Source organism: Paenibacillus sp. FSL P2-0173 (genome assembly GCF_038008045.1).
GTDB classification, from domain to species: domain Bacteria; phylum Bacillota; class Bacilli; order Paenibacillales; family Paenibacillaceae; genus Paenibacillus; species Paenibacillus polymyxa_B.
Map to the genome: position 1 here is coordinate 576,981 of NZ_JBBOYK010000003.1, position 18,837 is coordinate 595,817.

Annotated in this window: 14 protein-coding genes and 2 riboswitches; of the genes, 5 read left to right on the forward strand and 9 right to left on the reverse strand. The window is 47.8% G+C overall.

What is annotated here, in order from left to right:
* Window positions 1–23: 23 nt before the first annotated feature.
* From nikA to MKX30_RS19020, 8 genes are all read right to left on the reverse strand, one after another.
* Complete coding sequence (nikA, locus tag MKX30_RS18985; protein ID WP_341063255.1) at window positions 24–1,649, reverse strand: nickel ABC transporter substrate-binding protein; 1,626 nt, start codon at window positions 1,647–1,649, stop codon at window positions 24–26.
* 142 nt (window positions 1,650–1,791) lie between these two features.
* Entirely contained in the window at window positions 1,792–2,568 is a 777-nt protein-coding gene (locus MKX30_RS18990) for an ABC transporter ATP-binding protein (RefSeq protein WP_068939156.1), read from the reverse strand.
* A complete protein-coding gene (locus tag MKX30_RS18995; protein WP_068939158.1) occupies window positions 2,565–3,482 on the reverse strand; it encodes an ATP-binding cassette domain-containing protein in 918 nt (305 codons plus the stop codon). Before MKX30_RS18995 ends, MKX30_RS18990 begins: the two co-directional genes overlap by 4 nt.
* Window positions 3,482–4,297, reverse strand: a complete 816-nt coding sequence (nikC, locus tag MKX30_RS19000; RefSeq protein WP_053326421.1) for a nickel transporter permease — start codon at window positions 4,295–4,297, stop codon at window positions 3,482–3,484. Before nikC ends, MKX30_RS18995 begins: the two co-directional genes overlap by 1 nt.
* Before the next feature lie 14 nt (window positions 4,298–4,311).
* A complete protein-coding gene (gene nikB / locus MKX30_RS19005; RefSeq protein ID WP_023990985.1) occupies window positions 4,312–5,241 on the reverse strand; it encodes a nickel ABC transporter permease in 930 nt (309 codons plus the stop codon).
* A gap of 15 nt (window positions 5,242–5,256) precedes the next feature.
* Window positions 5,257–6,837 (reverse strand): ABC transporter substrate-binding protein, encoded by a 1,581-nt coding sequence (locus tag MKX30_RS19010; RefSeq protein WP_341063258.1) that lies wholly within the window; start codon window positions 6,835–6,837, stop codon window positions 5,257–5,259.
* A 217-nt stretch (window positions 6,838–7,054) separates the two neighbouring features.
* Window positions 7,055–7,258: riboswitch (cobalamin riboswitch) on the reverse strand.
* 689 nt (window positions 7,259–7,947) lie between these two features.
* The gene (locus MKX30_RS19015) at window positions 7,948–9,255 is read right to left on the reverse strand and encodes a nucleobase:cation symporter-2 family protein (RefSeq protein WP_028540883.1); all 1,308 of its coding nucleotides are present in this window, start codon (window positions 9,253–9,255) and stop codon (window positions 7,948–7,950) included.
* Entirely contained in the window at window positions 9,249–9,866 is a 618-nt protein-coding gene (locus MKX30_RS19020; protein WP_341063259.1) for a xanthine phosphoribosyltransferase, read from the reverse strand. The genes MKX30_RS19015 and MKX30_RS19020 overlap by 7 nt, the downstream gene beginning before the upstream one ends.
* A gap of 158 nt (window positions 9,867–10,024) precedes the next feature.
* Window positions 10,025–10,128, reverse strand: a riboswitch (purine riboswitch).
* 351 nt (window positions 10,129–10,479) lie between these two features.
* On the opposite strand from MKX30_RS19020, the gene rhaB reads away from it, so the two are divergent.
* The 5 genes from rhaB to MKX30_RS19045 all read left to right on the forward strand — a co-directional run bounded on the left by rhaB (window position 10,480) and on the right by MKX30_RS19045 (window position 17,626).
* Entirely contained in the window at window positions 10,480–11,961 is a 1,482-nt protein-coding gene (rhaB, locus tag MKX30_RS19025; protein WP_341063260.1) for a rhamnulokinase, read from the forward strand.
* Window positions 11,962–11,973: 12 nt separating this feature from the next.
* The gene (rhaA, locus tag MKX30_RS19030) at window positions 11,974–13,230 is read left to right on the forward strand and encodes an L-rhamnose isomerase (RefSeq protein WP_341063262.1); all 1,257 of its coding nucleotides are present in this window, start codon (window positions 11,974–11,976) and stop codon (window positions 13,228–13,230) included.
* A gap of 52 nt (window positions 13,231–13,282) precedes the next feature.
* Entirely contained in the window at window positions 13,283–14,128 is an 846-nt protein-coding gene (gene rhaD / locus MKX30_RS19035; RefSeq protein ID WP_023990992.1) for a rhamnulose-1-phosphate aldolase, read from the forward strand.
* Window positions 14,129–14,326: 198 nt separating this feature from the next.
* The gene (locus MKX30_RS19040) at window positions 14,327–15,217 is read left to right on the forward strand and encodes a helix-turn-helix domain-containing protein (RefSeq protein ID WP_075154949.1); all 891 of its coding nucleotides are present in this window, start codon (window positions 14,327–14,329) and stop codon (window positions 15,215–15,217) included.
* Between the two features lie 138 nt (window positions 15,218–15,355).
* The gene (locus MKX30_RS19045) at window positions 15,356–17,626 is read left to right on the forward strand and encodes a GDYXXLXY domain-containing protein (protein ID WP_341063321.1); all 2,271 of its coding nucleotides are present in this window, start codon (window positions 15,356–15,358) and stop codon (window positions 17,624–17,626) included.
* A 148-nt stretch (window positions 17,627–17,774) separates the two neighbouring features.
* Here the strand turns inward: MKX30_RS19045 and mmuM are convergent, their stop codons facing one another.
* Window positions 17,775–18,722: a homocysteine S-methyltransferase gene (gene mmuM / locus MKX30_RS19050; protein ID WP_028540887.1), complete on the reverse strand. Its 948-nt coding sequence runs from the start codon at window positions 18,720–18,722 to the stop codon at window positions 17,775–17,777.
* Between the last annotated feature and the right edge of the window lie 115 nt (window positions 18,723–18,837).

Below are 18,837 nucleotides of genomic sequence, written 5' to 3' on the forward strand. Positions count from 1 at the left end.
CTACCGTTACCTATCGGCTTCAGCTACTTTCCGATTTCAATTCCCTCAAACGGATTTTCATCCCGATTAGCCGGGAATACAAAGTTTGTAATCTTTTTCTGGTACACTGCCGTTTTCTTAATATAAGAAATAGGCACAATGGCAGATTGCTCCTGAAGCGTCTTCAGAATCGAAGCATACAGCTCTTGACGCTTGGTTTCATCTGTCGATGAGAGCGCTTCGTGTACTTGCTGATCCAGATCTTTCTTCATCGGGAGGGCACTCAGCACCTCGGAAATTCCGAAGCTCTTCTTGGCAATGACATTAATAAAGGAATGCGGATCATAAGGTGCACCATAGTTGTACCAGAAGTACAGATCAAACTGGTTGGATCTAAGGCGCTTGATTTGAACCGTCAGCTCCAGTCCGGTCAGGTTCACTTTGACACCCAATTCTCCCCATTCAGCCTGAATGGTTTCAGCCATCGCCTTTTGGATCGGATCAGTCTTATCAAAAATCAGCTCAAAATCCAGCTGTTGTCCGTCTTTTTCCCGTACTGTACCGCCTGCGGGCAGCTTCCAGCCAGCCTCATCCAGCAACGATTTGGATTTTTCCACATCATAGCCAACAGGCTGTAAGTTTACATTCGTATACGGATAGTTTTTGGATAAAACCGTATCCGCTGTTTCCTCCAGCCCCGAGGTTACACCTTCCACCATTGCCTGCTTGTTAAAGCCATGCTGGAGTGCCAGACGTACCCGAAGGTCTGCCAGCTTGGGATTGGATGAGTTGAGTAACAGGCTTCTTGTACCTACAGGCTCGGACAGCGTGGTAACATACTGATTCGTGTCGCGAAGCTGTTTGAAAGCATCCAGACTAATGACACCCTCTCCATAAATCAGATCCAGGTCGCCTTTTTCAAAGGCCATTACACGGGTTTCGCCATCGGGAATGATTTTTACCGTAATTTTATCCACCTTCGGTGCAGTACCCCAATAGTTCGGATTACGCTTAAAGGTTGCATATTCATCTTGCTTGTATTCATCCAGCATCCAAGGTCCTGTACCTACAGGTTTCTTGATTCCTTTGGACGTATCTCCATCATCCGGGAACCCCGCTTCACCCAGAAAACGGAACGGGCGAACGACAGACAAATCCTGAAGCACTGGGTAGTATGGCTCTTTGAGCGTCATTCGGAAGGTGCTGTCATCTACAGCTTCAGTTTTGTCGTGAACGCCTACTATACCAAGCCAGCTGTGCGTTTTCTCATTTTTCATAATAGCGTCAAAGTTCTTTTTGACAATGGTCGCATTAAATAGCGTTCCATCCGAAAATTTCACACCTTTGCGCAGCTTAAACGTATATATTTTGCCGTCCTTGGAAATAGTCCAGGATTCAGCCAAAGCAGGCTCCAGCTTGCCTCCTTGCTTGTAGCTGACTAACGGCTCATAGACCATGGATTGTGCAAAAAGTTGGGAAGGATTGTATACGTGAGGATTCATCGTACCAATGTCACGCGGCCACGATAGCGTGATCGACTTTTCATTGGCAGCTCCGTCAGTAGAGGTGGATGCAGGGGTGTTTTCCTGCTTCGCGCAGCCCAAAACAACGGATAATAAGAGGAGCGCCACCAACATAAGGGTGGCAGTCTTGCGGTGTCGAACGGACATCAATGTATTTCCCCTTTTCTATATATGTGATAATGATTATCATAATCATATTTAGAATAGGTACCACGTTCTATTTTGTCAACAATATTCGACAAGCAATCCTCTTATTTATTTTAAATTTGTATAATATTAAATTTATGGCTTAATTCTCCAACGTTTGAAACAGAGTACGCGTGTACTCGTGCTGTAACAAGTCTTCATCCCATTCCTTAAAGATTTCCACGATCTCCCCCTGAACCATGACGGCAACTCGATCACAAAACTGACGAGTAGATTGGAGATCATGAGTGATGAATAGGTAGGACAACTGACGCTCCATCTGCATTCTTTTGAGCATGTCCAGTACAGAAGACTGCGTTGTCGTATCCAGATTGGCGATCGATTCATCGAACAAGATAATATCCGGCTCCACCGCCAACGCTCGGGCAATACATACCCGCTGTTTTTGCCCGCCACTCAGCTGTGCTGGGTATTTTTCCAGACTGTCAGCCTCCAATCCTACTGATTCCAATAGAGACAGACAAATATCCAGCGCCTGCACTTTTAGCTCAGGAAAATAGTTGTGGATCGGCTCCATTAAAATATCTCGAATGGTCATACGAGGATGCAATGAGGAGGACGAATCCTGTGCAACCAACTGGATTCGCTTGTACAACTGAACGTCCTTCATCTTTTCGAAATGTATAGGCTGATGATCCAGCCAAATCTCCCCTGAGGTCAACGACTCCAGCCCTAGAATACATTGTGCCAGCGTACTTTTGCCACTTCCACTTTCTCCAACCAATCCAAGACACTCCCCCTGCCGTAACTCCAGACTCACCTTCTTCACGGCCTGCTCGCTATCTTGCGTGCTGAACCAGCCTTTTCTCCGTTTGCGGACAGGGTATGCTTTGGTCACATTCTTCAATTCCAGCATCACTGGTGCATCCTTCCTTCCGGGCTCATCTCCAACACTCGATCTGCTATGCGGCTCATACCTTGGCGATCATGTGAAATCAACAATATGGTGAGATCAAAGTCTTCTCTCAATTGTTGCAGCAATGCCAAAACCTTGTCGCGGTTGATAACATCCAACGCCGTAGTAGGCTCATCGGCAATAAAGAGGCTCGGACCTGAGCTTAACATTGCAGCCAGCAGCACCCTTTGACACATGCCTCCGCTTAGTTCAAAAGGATATGACGACAAAATATGCTCAGGATCTGCAAACCCAACCTTGCGGAGCAGAGAGCGCAAATAGGCCTCCCGCACTGGAGTAGCGCCTCCTCTGGCTATCTCCATGGCACGGATCAGCATCTGCCGCATCCGTGGCAGCACGCCCAGCGGGTGGACTTGCTGCGGTGCAGTGTGGGATGGGGCAGCACCAGCTTGCCCCGGCTCCATCTGGTCGTGCGGCATCCGACGCCGCCCGTGCAGTCTAAGCGTATCCATCAGCTGGGCGCGGACAGTCCGGATCGGATTCAACCCGCTCAGCGATTGTTGAATGAGCAGGGCAATATCCTCTCGGCGCAGCCTTTGCCAGCGCCGTTCCTGGAACGGGAGAGTGTCTTCCCCGTTATAGTAGATACGCCCTTGCGTAACACCGATACCTGGCTCCAGCATGCCTGCGATTGCGTGTGCGGTCAGACTCTTGCCGCATCCGCTCGGTCCGGTCAGGGCCACAATCTCCCCTGAATATATGGAAAAGCTCACATCCCGCAGCAGTGGTTTGCTCCCACTTCCGCTTGCTCCTACGCCTGTGCGGCAGATTTCCAAATGTTCCACGTGTAACAACGGTTTTCGCCCTGCCACTTGTTCTATCGTATCCTTGCCCCCAAGGGCTATTTGATCTCCCACTATTTGGCCGCCCCCTTTTCCGAAAAGCGGTCGCCCAAAAGCTGGCAGGCAAGTACGAATAGCATAATCGCCAAGCCCGGGAAAATCATGACATGCGGAGCCACCTGAAAATATGAGGTTGCATCATGCAGCATCACGCCCCACTCTGGCTTGGGCGGCTGTACACCCAGTCCAAGAAAGGACAGCCCAGCGATCATCAGCACCACGCGTCCGATATCCCATACTGCATAAACCAACAACTGCGGCAACGCTTGTGGCAATACATAACGTCTCAGTATACGTACGTGTGAATTGCCGGATAAACGGGCATACCGAACGTAGTCCTCCTGACAGGCTTTTTGAACCAAACTACGGATATACCGGACATAGCCCGCCCACCGTACCGCAATAATCGCAAGGGTCATGTTAACAAAACCCGGGCCCAAAATGCCCACAATTGCCACCGTTAAAATAATATCAGGAAAAGCCAATACGCCATCGATTCCCCGCATGATCAGCTGATCTACACGTCCACGCACATAACCAATGAGCAACCCTATAGGCAGACTGAAGCACAGCGTAGCTACAGTAATTGCACATGCGATTAGCACGCTCGTCCGAATCCCGTAAATTAGCCGTGATAGCACATCCCGACCCAGATGATCCGTACCGAAAGGATATTTCCGACTGGGTGGTGCCAGACGGTTCAAAAGATCCACTTGAAGAGGATCATGAGGAGCGACCCATGGAGCCAATAACCCAAGCAGCACGATCAGACCAAAAAGTACGCCTCCTGCCAGCAAGCTCCCTTGAAAGGAAAGCCGTATCTTTTTCATTTTCAGCTTCCCCCTTAACGCAAACGTAGCCTCGGATCTATCGCCGTCTGGACCAAATCCACCAAACACTGAACACCTACAATTAAAAATACGGCAAAAATAACATACCCCTGAATCACCGGATAATCTCGCTGGGTAATCGCATCTATAAAATACTTACCTAACCCCGGCCATGAAAAAATGGTCTCGACGATGACATTACCTGCCAGCATAAATGATAGATTGGTACCTAGCAGTGTAATCATAGGCAGAACCGCATGCTTAAATATCTCAAAAAACAGGATATGCATACGTGAAAAGCCTCGAGCCTTCGCTGCTTTCACAAAATTCCGGTCACCCAGCTCCAGCATTTGAGCGCGCAGTACACGGGCTTGCACCGCTCCCAAACCTGCGCCAAGAGTCAGCGCTGGGAGCACTAGATGTGTCCAGTCCTCCCTTCCCATGGATGGGAGCCAGCCCAAGCGAACGGAGAATAGATAGATCAACAGAAAACCAAGCCAAAAAGAGGGAATCGACGATCCCAGCAGGGCAAACAGCCTGCCCAGACGATCCAGTGGGCCGCTGATTTTTAGCGAGGCAGCCAGTCCCAGCCCCAGCGTAAGCACCGTCATGACGGCAAAGCCCGCAGCAGCTAGCTCCACAGTAGCAGGCAGTCTGTTCCATAGTTCGGCTAGCACGGATTCCTTGGATACATACGAGGTGCCCCAATGCCCCGTGAACACATCTCGCAGCCAGTTCACATATTGAATATGAAGCGGCTCGTTTAAGCCCAGTTCCTGCCGTAGCGTCGTCAACGCCTCCTCAGAGGCAGGGACATTATGCGCGGTGAGCAAAATAGTAGCAGGGTCACCAGGAGCGAGCCGCATCAGTACAAAAGTCAGCGTGGATACAACGAATACAATGATGAGCAGCTGCGCCACACGTTCCAGTATAAAACGAATCATAGGATACGCAGCTCGTTATTCCGTAATATCAGATTGCGCTGTAATGTAGTAATACTCGATCGGATGGGGTGTAAAACCCTCCACCCCTTTTTTCACACCAAACACATTATCAGGATGCACAATGAACGACTGTGGCAAATCCGCATTGATGATATCCAGCGCTTGTAGTGTCACAGCATTACGCTGCGCTGTATCCTTCGCCAGCTTCAAGCTGTTAAGAATACTCTCTAGCGGTTTGGAACTATACCGGCTTACATTGGCTTCGCTTTTCGAAGAATAAAACATGTCCATAAAATATTGCGGCTCTCCTGTATGAGCAGTAAGCATACTGTACATAGCAAAATCCCAATCGTTTTTGGTCAACGCCTCGTCGATATTTTCCACCTTGCGAATCTTGACCTGGATTCCCTCTTTCAACAATTGGCTTTGGATGACCTCAGCCATAACAGAGAGCTCCGGACGCTGAGGGAAAGTCAGCAGCGTAACCTCGAACGGCTTGCCTTGCTTAGTCCATGTCCCTTGGGCGTCCTTCTGCCAGCCATCCTTCGTCAACAGCTGCTCTGCCGTTCCCCCCAGCGCTTTACGCTCAACTTTACCAAAGGGAAGAATGCTCGGGAATGGGCTGCTTGCTTCCGTACCGAAGCCCCTCATGACGGCGCTCACAATCGATGTGCGTGGAATCAGGCTGTCCACCACCTTACGGTTCGCCGCATCCTTGAATACTGGCGATTCCATATTGTACACGATCATATGGGTGCGCAAGGAGGGAGCCGACAGCACTTGTAGCTTGTCATTCTTTTTCAGTACCTCTGCATTATCAACCGGAATATCCGTCGCTACGTCCACCTCGCCGGATTGCAGCGCCATCAGACGCGAATTCCCGTCCGTAATGAACTTCATCGTCGCTTCAGCCAGTCGTGCCTTCTCGCCCCAATATCCGTCATAACGCTCTACGACCAACGATTGGTCCTTGTTGAACGCTTTGATTTTAAAGGCGCCTGTCATCGCTGGGTAACTCTGCTCATCTTTCATCGATGCCACATCCAGTACAATTGTCGATGGATCAGCTAGATTGGACACCAGCGCCGCGTTCGGCTGGTTTGTCGTGATTTTCAAAGCCAGCGGGCCGCTTACATCAATGGACTTCACATTCAGTAAATCCTTCGCCAGATGGCTTTTCTCGATAGAGCGCAGCAAAGACGCTTTTACACCTGCTGCATCCATACTCTTTCCATCATGAAAAGTGACTTTATCCTGCAAGCTGAACGTCCAAACTGTAGGACTATCCTGCTTCCACTCCTTTGCCAGCCAAGCCACAGGCTCCAGCTTTTCATTCAAACGTACCAGTGTCTCACCTGCACCGGATCGCATCACATCCCAGCTATTATCTCCGTGCGGGTCAACGCCTGACGGTTTCCATGTATACGCCATTATCAGCTTTTTACCTGTCGCTGTTTGTTGTGCTGACGCGTTTTCACCCTTGCCGGAGCTATCCGACGTCTTATTGCTGGTACATCCCGAAAGAGCCATAACTGCCAGAAATAGCATCACCCCTGTACATATCAACCATGAACGCCTGCTACGATTGCTAATCATTCAATGAATCCCCCTCTATCTTGTAAAATCATATAAACCTAACGCAAAACGCGAAAAAAGCATTCCGGACCACTTGATCAGCAGTCAGAAATGCTTTCATTATAAAATGTCAAAACTCACCTCGAAGCCAACTCCAAAAACATAGAAGGGATCAGATCGGTTTCAGACATTCCGTATGCAGCACGCCTAACCACCTCCCCAGCATCCCGTGGGTCTGACAGTGATGTCAAAACAGGCAGGTCTCCTGACTCCAGGCGCATCTTTCAGGCCTTCCCGGTTCTTCACAGTTCCAGTGGCTGTTCTGAAAGCTCCAGCAGTATCCTGCTGATGCCTGTATACAGTGGCGGGTCCGTGTCGGAATCTACCGAACTTCCCTTTTAAGTGAACACGCTCAACAACCATCTACATGGTCTCAACAAAACCTCGTACATAGAGTCGTCCGGCTCACACCTGTTTTCTTCCTTTATTTCTTTCCATTACGATCTTATTTTGTTGTCACAGGCTTGTCAATAAATGCTGCACAATAATTTAAATTTGAACGATGTGGCGAGAATGAAGGTGATGTCTATTCATTGCGTGCACGAAATGAACGTGCTAAAATTAGGTATAGAGATAATCATCGTGTCCGTATACTAAAAAGAGTCTTCGCCGCGCCAACGGCAAAGACTCTTAGGACTTGAAAGGCTGTGGATCACCACCACGGCGCGCTGCATAACTAAATGTTAATGCAAACGAAACCCACCGTTAGGGGCCAACCTAATTACGCGGTGGGTTTTCGCTTGTTCCGAAATTTTCGACGTAGCCAGCGATAAAGTTTACGAATACTAAACACCAGGCTTAGTAACGTAACCACCCAACGCAACACATCGTAGCACGACACAAGTGTGACCATCGGCTTCACCCCCTTTCGGGAAGCTGCACCGTAGTCCGAAAACATCCACCACTATTCAAAATCCATAAGGTAAATTATACCACTGCCTCGCCCACTACTCTAGCAAATTCCTCTAGTAAATAAATCAACTTAAGAGTTAACTTTAGCGCCACTGCACAGTCGGACAGGGTCAATATCTATATGTCCCCAGACGGCAAGGGTTTATTTATTCCTAATCATCAAACCTTCTGTGGAACCTCCTGAACCGTCACGCTTTTGACCGAGTCCCCTTGTTTTCTCGTCAAAACGATGTTCAAGACAATCGCTGTAATCGAGCCTGAAACGATACCATTTTGCAACAGCATTTTGGCAAAGCTCGGCAGCTGGTCGAACATTTGTGGCAGAACGGCAGAGCCTAGGCCCACGGCAATACTGCATGCTGCGATCAGCAGATTGCTTTCCTTCCGCAGATCCACTTCTGACAGAATAGACATGCCTGATGCAGCGACCGAGCCGAACATGACGATCATCGCCCCGCCCAGCACAGCGTTAGGAATCACTGTCGTTAAAGCAGCCAGCTTAGGCAGCAAACCGAGAACAACCATGATACCGCCCGCAGCAAAAATAACGTTGCGCGATTTGACGCGTGTGAGTGAGATCAGACCCACATTTTGCGAGAAAGCTGTATAAGGAAACGCGTTAAAAATACCCCCAAGCATGATCGCAAGTCCCTCGGAACGCAGACCATTGACGATCTGCTTCTGCTCCACCTTCTGATCAATCGCTTTGCCTACTGCCAGATAAACGCCCGTAGACTCAACCATACTGACAATATTGACGATAATCATCGTACAAACTGCCATAATGCTAAACTCTGGCTTACCAAAATAAAACGGCTGTGCAACACTCACCCATGAGGCCTCCGCCACGGGAGCAAAATGCACCATTCCCATTCCATAAGCAACCACTGTGCCCGCGAACAAACCAATAAGCACGGAAATCGAGCGCAAAAAGCCTTTTGCCAACCGATTCACAAGCAGAATAACCAGTAGTGTGACTAACGCCAACAGTAAATTACGTGGCTGTCCAAAGTCCGAACTGCCCTGGCCCCCTGCTACATTGTTCATCGCCACCGGAATAAGGGATAGACCGATAATCGTAACGACCGAACCCGTAACCACCGTCGGGAAAAAGCGTAGCAGCTTGCCATACAACGGTGCTGCTAACACCACAAATATACCAGACAAAATAATGGCACCATACGCTGTCGCTAAATTTGAGGTCGAAGCAATCGCGATGATGGGCCCTACTGCCGTAAACGTACAACCTAAAATGACAGGCAGTCTACTACCGAAAAAGCGTGTGCCCATAATCTGTAATAACGTAGCAATCCCGCAAGTGAACAGATCGGCAGCCACCAAATAAGCCATCTGGGCTGGCGTCAGGTGCAATGCTCCCCCTACAATTAGAGGTACAGCAATTGCTCCAGCGTACATCGCCATGACATGCTGGAAGCCCAGCGCGAATAACTTTTGTTTACTTAACATCCCACATTCTCCTTAACGGGAGGAATCACCGCGCCAGCTTCCTCTATAAAATGAACCTCGCCTGGTGCCATGGAAGCGATACGCGCAAGAGAGCGCACAGCAATGCCTCTTTGCTCCAACAGTCCACGGCCTTCCTGGAAGCTCTTCTCAATCACACTGCCAACCCCGGCCAGCTCCGCTCCTGCTTCCTTCACAATATCCGTAAGTCCGACCAATGCTGCGCCAGTAGCCAAAAAATCATCTACGATCAGCACATGGTCGCTGGCATGGAGATATTTTTGGGAAATACTCACCTGATAGGTTTCCTGCCGAGTGAACGAATGAACCTCTGCGAAGTATACCTGCTCATTCAGCGTGATTGCTTTCTTTTTCTTCGCATAAATGAAAGGGACCCCCAAGGCAATAGCAGTAGCCATAGCAAATTGAATACCACTAGCTTCAATTGTAAGCACCTTGGTGATCGGAGCACTGCCGAAAAGGCGTGCAAACTCCTTACCAATCTCCAATGCTAATGCTGTATCTACCTGATGATTCAAAAATGAATCTACCTTTAGTACGGTATCAGATAAAATTTGTCCCTCTTGACGAATACGTTCCTCCAAAGCTTTCATTATGCGAGTATCGCTCCTTCTGTACTTTAAAATAGTATAAAACCTGCCAAAACCAAAAAAAGGACAGGCTCCCTTGAGTTGTTTCTCAAGTGAAGCCTGTCCTTGGGGTTGTAATCCCTGACGGATTGGCGCACAAATAAATGCCCGCATTCATCCAAAGCCGATGCGCTATCACTCATAGTCGGACGATTACAGTGGTCATCCGGTAGAAACTTCTGGGCCATATCCCCAATATTATACGAGTCATATGAAATTGATATCTTGTATACTACACCCTCTGGCGGGCGGTTTCAAGACTATTTTTCATACAGACAGCGGCATTTGGAGAACCTTCCACAATTGGAATATCGTAAATCAAGCCGACCTTTGTTCAAGGTATATATATTGTAAGGACTTTGCATAATCCTGATTGTAGAAAACAGATAAAAAACAAAAATACATGCAAAACAACATTTAATTTTAATTATAATTTTAGAAAACAAAAATAAAACCACAAATTATACTTCCGTTTATGTTGACTACAAAGAAAAACGGAAGTAGTATGGAGTTAGTTAAGAAAGCAAAAGGCAGACTTTCAGGCTGCCAGTATTTTATCCATGCAAGGAGATTGGGTATGAATAATTATCTTGCTGTTGATATTGGAGCTTCAAGCGGAAGGCTCGTAAGTGCAACTCTGCAAGGTGACCAGCTACACTTGCAAGAGCTTCACCGTTTCAACAACTCCTTTACCGAAAAAAACGGACACGATTACTGGAATATCGACGAACTATTGAATGAGATTATTCAGGGCTTGCAAAAAGCTAAACAGACGGGGATTCACTCCTGTACGCTCGGCATTGATACATGGGCTGTAGATTACGTGCTACTTGATCAGAAAGGAAACCGCATTCATGAGGTATACGCTTACCGGGATGCACGTACCCTCCATGCGCCCGACAGGCTGCACCAGATCATCAGTCGAGAGGCTGTGTATGAGAAAACAGGCATTCAGGAACTAAACTTTAATACCCTGTATCAACTGTTTGTCCATGATCGGGAACAGCTTGCCCAGGCGGATAAAATATTGATGGTCCCCGATTATCTGTACTATCGCCTGACAGGCATCATGATCAATGAAATGACGAATGCGTCCACGATGCAGCTTCTCAACGTGAACACACGAGAGTTTGATGAAGACCTGCTTTCCCTGCTCCAACTGCGACGCAATCAGTTTTCAGAGCTTGCCGAGCCTGGACGGGTTCTGGGTTCTCTTTTGCCGGAGCTTGTTCAAAAATACGATCTTCCGGACTGTCAGATCATTCTTGCGCCTACTCACGATACTGCATCGGCTGTTGCAGGTGTTCCGTCACAGCGGGAAGAATCTTGGGCCTATATTAGCAGCGGAACGTGGTCACTACTGGGAATGGAACGTTCCAAAGCCTTGAATACCAAGGCAGCCATGCAGGCGAACTACACCAATGAGTGGGGTGCTTACGGTACGTACCGTTTTCTGAAAAATATTATGGGATTGTGGATGATTCAGGAGGTTAGGAGAGAGGGCGGTTCCGCACATAGCTTTGCTGAATTGGCCGAACTGGCTTCAGCAGAGACACCGTTTGTCAGTCTCGTCCTCTGTAACCAGTCGTCCTTCTTAAACCCGGATAGTATGACCCTTGAAATCCAGCGATTCTGTGAAGAAACAGGCCAGCCCAGCCCCAGAACGCCGGGTTCGCTCGCCCGCTGTATTTTCGACAGTCTGGCCTTAAGCTACCGCGATGCCTTACACGAACTGCAACGTTTAACAGACGAAACGATTACCAGATTGTACATTGTCGGCGGAGGCGCTAACAACGAATTACTATGTCAGCTTACAGCCGATCTCTTGGGAATTGAGGTTCAGGCAGGTCCTTCCGAATCTACAGCCATCGGCAATATTGTCGTGCAATTAATCAGCTCTGGTGCTCTTGAAGATCTCCAAGCTGCTGGCCGAACCATCGCCCGCTCCTTTCCGACTCGGCTATATGAACCGAAATCGGTGGAAGGCTTGCAAGAACTCCTGGATCGCTGGGAGCGCCTCAAGATACAAGCAACATCCTCTATTCAGATATCTCAATAAAGGAGTAAAGCCATGAATGAAGCTATTGAAGCCAGTTATAACGAAGCGAAAAAGCTGTATGCCCGCCACGGTATTCAAGTTGACGACATTTTACAGAAGCTTTCACAAATCAAAATATCACTGCACTGCTGGCAGGGAGATGATGTTCAGGGATTTCTGTTCAAAGACAAACAGCTTAGCGGGGGGATTGCCGTAACGGGCAGCTACCCGGGCAGAGCAGGCACGCCGCATGAGTTGCGTCAGGATTTAGAAAAAGCTCTATCGCTTATTCCGGGTAAACACAAGGTCAATCTGCACGCAATCTATGCGGACACCACAGAACAAGTGGATCTGGATCAACTGGAGCCACGCCATTTTCAGAACTGGGTAGACTGGGCCAAACAGCAAGGGCTCGGGCTTGATTTTAATCCAACTTTGTTCTCCCATCCCAAAGCGGAAGACGGCTTCACACTGAGTCACAAGGATTCGAAAATCCGCGATTTCTGGATCACACACTGCAAAAAATCACGCAGGATTGCAGAGCATTTTGGCAAAGAACTCGGTCAGCCCTGTGTCACAAACCACTGGATGCCGGATGGCTATAAAGATACTCCGGTTGATCGGTTGGCTCCAAGAGAACGTCTGCGTGATGCGCTGGACGAAATTTTCAGCGAGGAAATCAGCGAGGAATACAACATCGATGCGGTTGAAAGCAAGCTGTTTGGCATCGGCTCGGAAAGCTATGTCGTAGGCTCACATGAATTCTATATGGGATACGCCCTGACACGCGGTAAATCCATCTGTCTCGACGCTGGTCACTTCCATCCAACCGAAGTCATTTCGAACAAACTGTCCTCTGTGCTGATGTTCACCGATCAATTATTGCTCCATGTCAGCAGACCGGTTCGTTGGGACAGTGATCATGTCGTGACGATGGACGACGAATTGCTGGACATTGCCCGTGAGCTGGTTCGCGGTGAATTGCTTTCCCGAACCCATATCGGTCTTGATTTCTTTGATGGAAGTATCAATCATGTGGCAGCATGGGTCATCGGAACACGCAACACGATCAAAGCGCTGCTTCGCGCTATGCTTGAACCGATTGAAGCATTAAAGCAGGCGGAAGAGGAACGGGATTTCACCACTCGTCTTGCTCTGGTCGAAGAGTTTAAATCGTATCCGTTTGGTGCCATATGGGATTACTATTGCGCTCAAAACGGCGTTCCTGTTCGTGAGGAATGGCTGGCCGAAGTAAAAAACTATGAACAACAGGTGCTGCTGAAACGGTAACTACTGCACTGATAATGCTTATATTCATATCATACAAAGGGAGAGATTATCCATGACTACTGTGCTGGAGAATCAAAAAGAACGCAAATCGGGACTGGATATCCCATTTGTTCGCGAGATGGCGGAAATTACACAAAACATGTGGAAATTCGGCTGGGATGAACGCAATGGAGGTAATGTAAGCTATATTCTGGATGAAGCTGAGGTTGCAAAATATATAGATATTCATCAGGTCATTCGGACGATCAAACCTGCCTTCCCGGTGAATGAACTGGCTGGTAAATATTTTATCGTCACCGGATCAGGAAAATATTTTAAAAACGTAATTGCAGATCCAGAAGCTAACTTAGGAGTCCTTCGTGTCTCCCAGGATGGTGAGCAATTGGAAGTCTTGTGGGGCCTCAAACATGGCGCAGTGCCTACCAGTGAGTTACCTTCCCATTTTATGGGCCACATTGAGCGCTTGAAGGTCGATCCTAACCATCGTGTTGTGATTCATAATCATGCCACCCATGTTATTGCCATGACCTTCATTCATAGTCTGGACGAAAACCAATTCACCAAAACGCTGTGGGAAATGTGTACCGAATGTATTGTCGTCTTTCCAGACGGTATTGGTGTAATCCCTTGGATGGTACCAGGTTCCAGCGAAATCGGCCGCGAAACGGCTAAAAAAATGAAGGATCATCACGCTGTATTATGGCCTCATCATGGCATTTTCGGAACGGGCAGCTCCATTGATGAAGCGTTTGGCCTGATTGAAACGATTGAAAAGGCAGCGCAAATTTATATGCTCATTGCACACCATGATATTCAGCAACGGATTACAGATCAGGAATTGGCCGATCTGGCCAAAGCCTTCAACGTTACTCCAAAAGAAGGCATCCTGAACGTATAAATGTAGGCTAATCTTCATCTCATAATACAGAACTTAAAAGGCTCCATGGCTCGTCTCAAATCGACCATGGAGCCTTTGGCATACCTAGTTTTAATTATATAACCCTTAATTCCAATGAATTAACTTGTAATTACGCTTCCCTTTATATACAATAAAATCAAAATTCCCTTATCTCCACCAAAGGAGAGGTGACAAGTTATGAAAAGAGCAAAAAATGAAGATCACTTCGACATCGTGGAAGACCATTATTTCACAGCTACCGAACTGGAAAAATCCAGCGCCATTTGGCCAGTCAGACTGGGTATGGATATTTCGAAAACAAGCTGCCATGTCGGTCCCAAGGCTGTTCCTTATTTTTATTTGATTTTTGTACTTGAAGGTCAGGCTGAGTTTATTTATAAGCAGCAGAAGTACCGTGTCCAAAAGTCTGATTTATTCTGTTTTTTTCCGCATCTTGCCCATGAATATTACACCGATCAGGAGCACCCGTTGCAAAAGGTATGGATTGCCTTTGAGGGACCTAAATCCCTCGCGCTACTGGAGCGGATCGGAATTAATCCCTCTACGCCATTTATGGCTAACGCAGTGAGCGAGGAAATCCTTGAGCTTATCTCCAACCTGTTTTCCATCGTAAACGACAACAGACAGGGTAGCGATCTGGCCCGCTTGATTACACTGCATCAGATCTTCGAGGAGTTATCCCGCAACACATCTGACGTGCTGCGCAACTTTGTATGCTCTGATTATTGGCTCCAGCAGGGGAAAGATTACATTGAAATGCATTATTGTGACCGTGTTACGATTGAGCAAATTGCCGAGCATGTAGGTGTGGATCGTGCGCATTTTTCACGTAAGTTCCATTCCACCTTCCTCATCTCTCCCGCCAAGTATTTGCAAAACCTCAAGATTAACGAAGCCAAAAGATTACTGGAGCAGACAACTTACAATTTGTCGATCATAGCCCAGTCCATCGGCTATACCGATATGTCCACCTTTTCCAAGGCATTTAAGAAAACGGCAGGGATTCCACCGCGTGAGTATCGCTTCCGACATCAGTCCCGGCAAGAGATTCGTACCGTCAACGCTTAGTCGGAATCCAGTAACGTTAAAGAGAGCCGCCGTATACGGTGGCTCTCTTTTTATGACCTGATCCTAATTTCCACTTGGTTCTGAGCCCTTTCAACGCTATAATAGGCTTCAAACCAACAGGAAAGGTACGTGAAATCCATGCTGCGATTCAATGCGATACGTACGGGCTATCTGCTGGGCATCTCACTGATACTGGCCGCAATTATTTATTTTTTCGCCTCCAATTGGGGCGGACTGGATCGGACATCCAAGATTGTACTTGCTGCTGCGCTTATTGTTCTGTTCTATGGCTTGTCTTTTGTATTTGCACGGATACGTGCTGTTCCCGGCCAACAAGCTTTTCTGTCTAATATGTTTTTGGTGGCTGGCTGTATAGCCTTTGGCGTTTCCGTGGCATTGCTCGGTCAAATTTACAATTCCCATGCGGACAGCTACGGATTGTTTTTCATTTGGTCGGTGCCGGCTCTGCTACTTAGCTGGATTACTCGCTACAATCCCTTTTATATGCTGTCTTATGTACTGATTCAACTTGGTTTGTGGCTTTATTTTTACCCTACGATGCAAAGTGTGCCTTATAGCGAACTTCGATCATTGTCGATTGCCGGAGTGTTCGCACTGGTCAATCTGGTGTTGTTTCTATTGGCGTTCCTTCATCGTATACGCTCTGCTCCACTACAATATATGAGCTTTACTGTTTTTCATATAGCCATGTTAGCGATGACCAACTCTTTTGCATTTGATGGGTATGGGCTGGTCATGAATATACCGTATATCGCTGTGATTGCTTTAGGATTTTATATATTTATCAAGGTGCGACTGAATAAAACGCTACTGACCTTGAATGCATTGGCGCTCTCAGCGTTTGCTGTCTTTAAATTTATAGAGCTGGCAGAGGCGTACTCCTCATCTCTGTTTTTTGTGTTTGGTTTGATTTTTGTGGCGCTGCTGCTGACGGGTAACGTGTGGTTTTTCCGTTATTTGAATCGTTTGGGAAAAACACCGCCGGAAGCAGGGATAACGGACATTAGTACATCAAAGACTGAGACGACCGTTCCCGAGGAACATGGCAGTGAATGGATCAGCAAAACCGTATCCCGTGTAATCAAAGTGGTTGGAGTGCTGATCGGTAGTATATCTCTCATCGGATTGATTATGATTAGCACGAATGTAAACCACACCGAATATGTACTGTTGGTTGTGTCGTTGCTGCTTATGATTTCGATGATTGTCATACCGGAATCCAAGCTGGATTCGGTAATACGTTATACACTGCTGACCATCAGCTATATTACAGGCTTGGCGGCCATTCTATGGTCAGATCAGTCGTTGCTTTCGGTATTATTTCTGATCGTTTCCATCGCTGGATGGTTTCGCTCCAAGGGGAAAAGGCAGTTGTTTTTTGCCTACACCTTTGTAAACCTGAATCTGGCGACCATTTTATTTCAGCAGTATCAGGAGTGGGATGGTTGGAACTGGACCTATAAGTTCATCATTTTCTCTCTTTTCATCGTCAATGCCGTGTTATATGGGGTAAGTTACTTTAAATTCAAGACGGAGTTAAAAGAACATCTGCGGAATAGTTCATTATTTTTCAGCTTGTTGTTCCTTTTTTGGGCGACGTTTTTCGAGGATGTCATTCCATACTCTTATATGTTCATTAACATTTTTTATTTTGTTATCGTTACCGGGATGATCTTTGCCTTTGCCCGTCTGAAACAAAAATCGGAGACCCTCATGAGCGTTGTCTTCTGGTTTATTTTTATCGGCTTCAAATACTATGATTTATTGTGGACGCTACTGTATAAGTCTTTTACGTTGGCGCTTCTAGGGGTCATTGCACTCGGCTTGACCTGGTGGGCGGATCGGCGAATGGACCATAGCGGCAAAGCAGCATTTGATGCCGACCACCGCAGCTTTAGCTTCATGCGCTTAAGCCCGTTACTCATCGCTATTGTCATCGTGCTACAGCTGGGGATCATCGGCTATCAGACGGCGAGAAGTGAAACCCTGCTCGCCACAGGGGCTTCAATTAAGCTCAAACTGGCTCCTATAGACCCGCGCTCCCTGCTGCAAGGCGATTATGTGGCACTGAATTACGACATATCTACCCCGCCTTCCAAGACCCCTCTTCAGGAGGAGGAATGGAGCCGAGGCAAGGTCAAAGTCGTTCTCACACCAGATAGCCAAGGAGTATACGTCGCGGATCGCCTATATCAAGATGGTGAAAAACTTACCAGTCATGAGGTCGTTCTAAATGGACAATGGTATGGTTCTCGTATTCTGTACGGTATTGAGAATTATTTCATCCCTGAGGGAACCGGACGTACTGTAGAACAGAACGCACATTTTGCCCATATTCGGGTGAGCCGCAATGGGGACGCGCTGCTGGAACGTTTGGCAGAAAGCTGACCGGATCGGCGTAGGTAGTCAACAAAGCAGGCTGAACCAAGCTGCTCCATTGCTGGAGCACAACTTGGTTCAGCCTGCTTGTTCTTTTTCGGGCCATCGAGTTACCTCTTATAGATAACCTTTATCCCTACGCTACGCTTATCCTCGTTTATACATCTCTCGTCCATGATGCTATTTCCTCAATATCCAGCGGCTGAGTCCGGCAACAGCCGCCAATCAGACGAGCTCCCGCTTCATACCATTGGCGGGCACTTTGTCCAAATGTCTCTGTACAAGTGCTGCCGTGCCATGTCTTGCTGACCGGGTCATATTCCTCCCCCAGATTGGGATATACCACCACAGGCTTATCCGTGTGACTGCGTATTTCGTGAATAAGCGATGGAACGAAATTGGGCAAAGTGCAATTGATTCCTACAGCGGCCACTTGCTCATGCCCATTCAGCCACTCAGCACATGCAGCGGCAGACTCACCATTGCTGATATGCTGCCCATCCTTTGCGCTAAAGCTGATCCAGGCATACGTGCCTGGGAATTCCTTCAGCAATCGGGCGATGGCCTTGGCTTCAACCAGACAGGGTATCGTTTCACAAGCTAAAATATCTGCACCCGCCTCAATCAGAGCTTTCATACGCGGCCTGTGGAACTCCACTAGCTGTTCCTCGCTCAGCTTGTAATCGCCGCGATACTCTGACCCATCTGCCAAAAACGCCCCGTAAGGGCCAACAGAGGCCGCGACTAGCGGCTTGGGACGATGCCGCTGACTAGCAGTAGCCGTCACGTCAGCCCAAAACTCATCGCGTGCCTGCACAGCAATCCGCACCGATGATTGAATCAGTTCCAGCGCCTCATTTTCGCTTAGGCCCCGTTTAACATAGCCTTCAACGGTAGCCTGATAGCTCGCAGTAATCGCACAGTCTGCCCCAGCTTCAAAATAATCCCTATGTACACGCTTGATCGACTCCGGATGCTCATGGAGGATTTTAGCTGACCATAAGCTATCGTTCAGATCATGTCCATGACGCTCCAGTTCGGTCGCCATGGCGCCGTCCAGCACGATCAGCTGAAATTCGTCCAGTATATATTGTATCGGGTTCATGTGACCCCTCCTGCTCGTCTTTTCTATTTAACCCACTAATCAAGTAGGGTTTAATGATTTACATTATAGCACGGATGTTGATGAGCACTCACAAAGCCAATAAATAATCATTCCG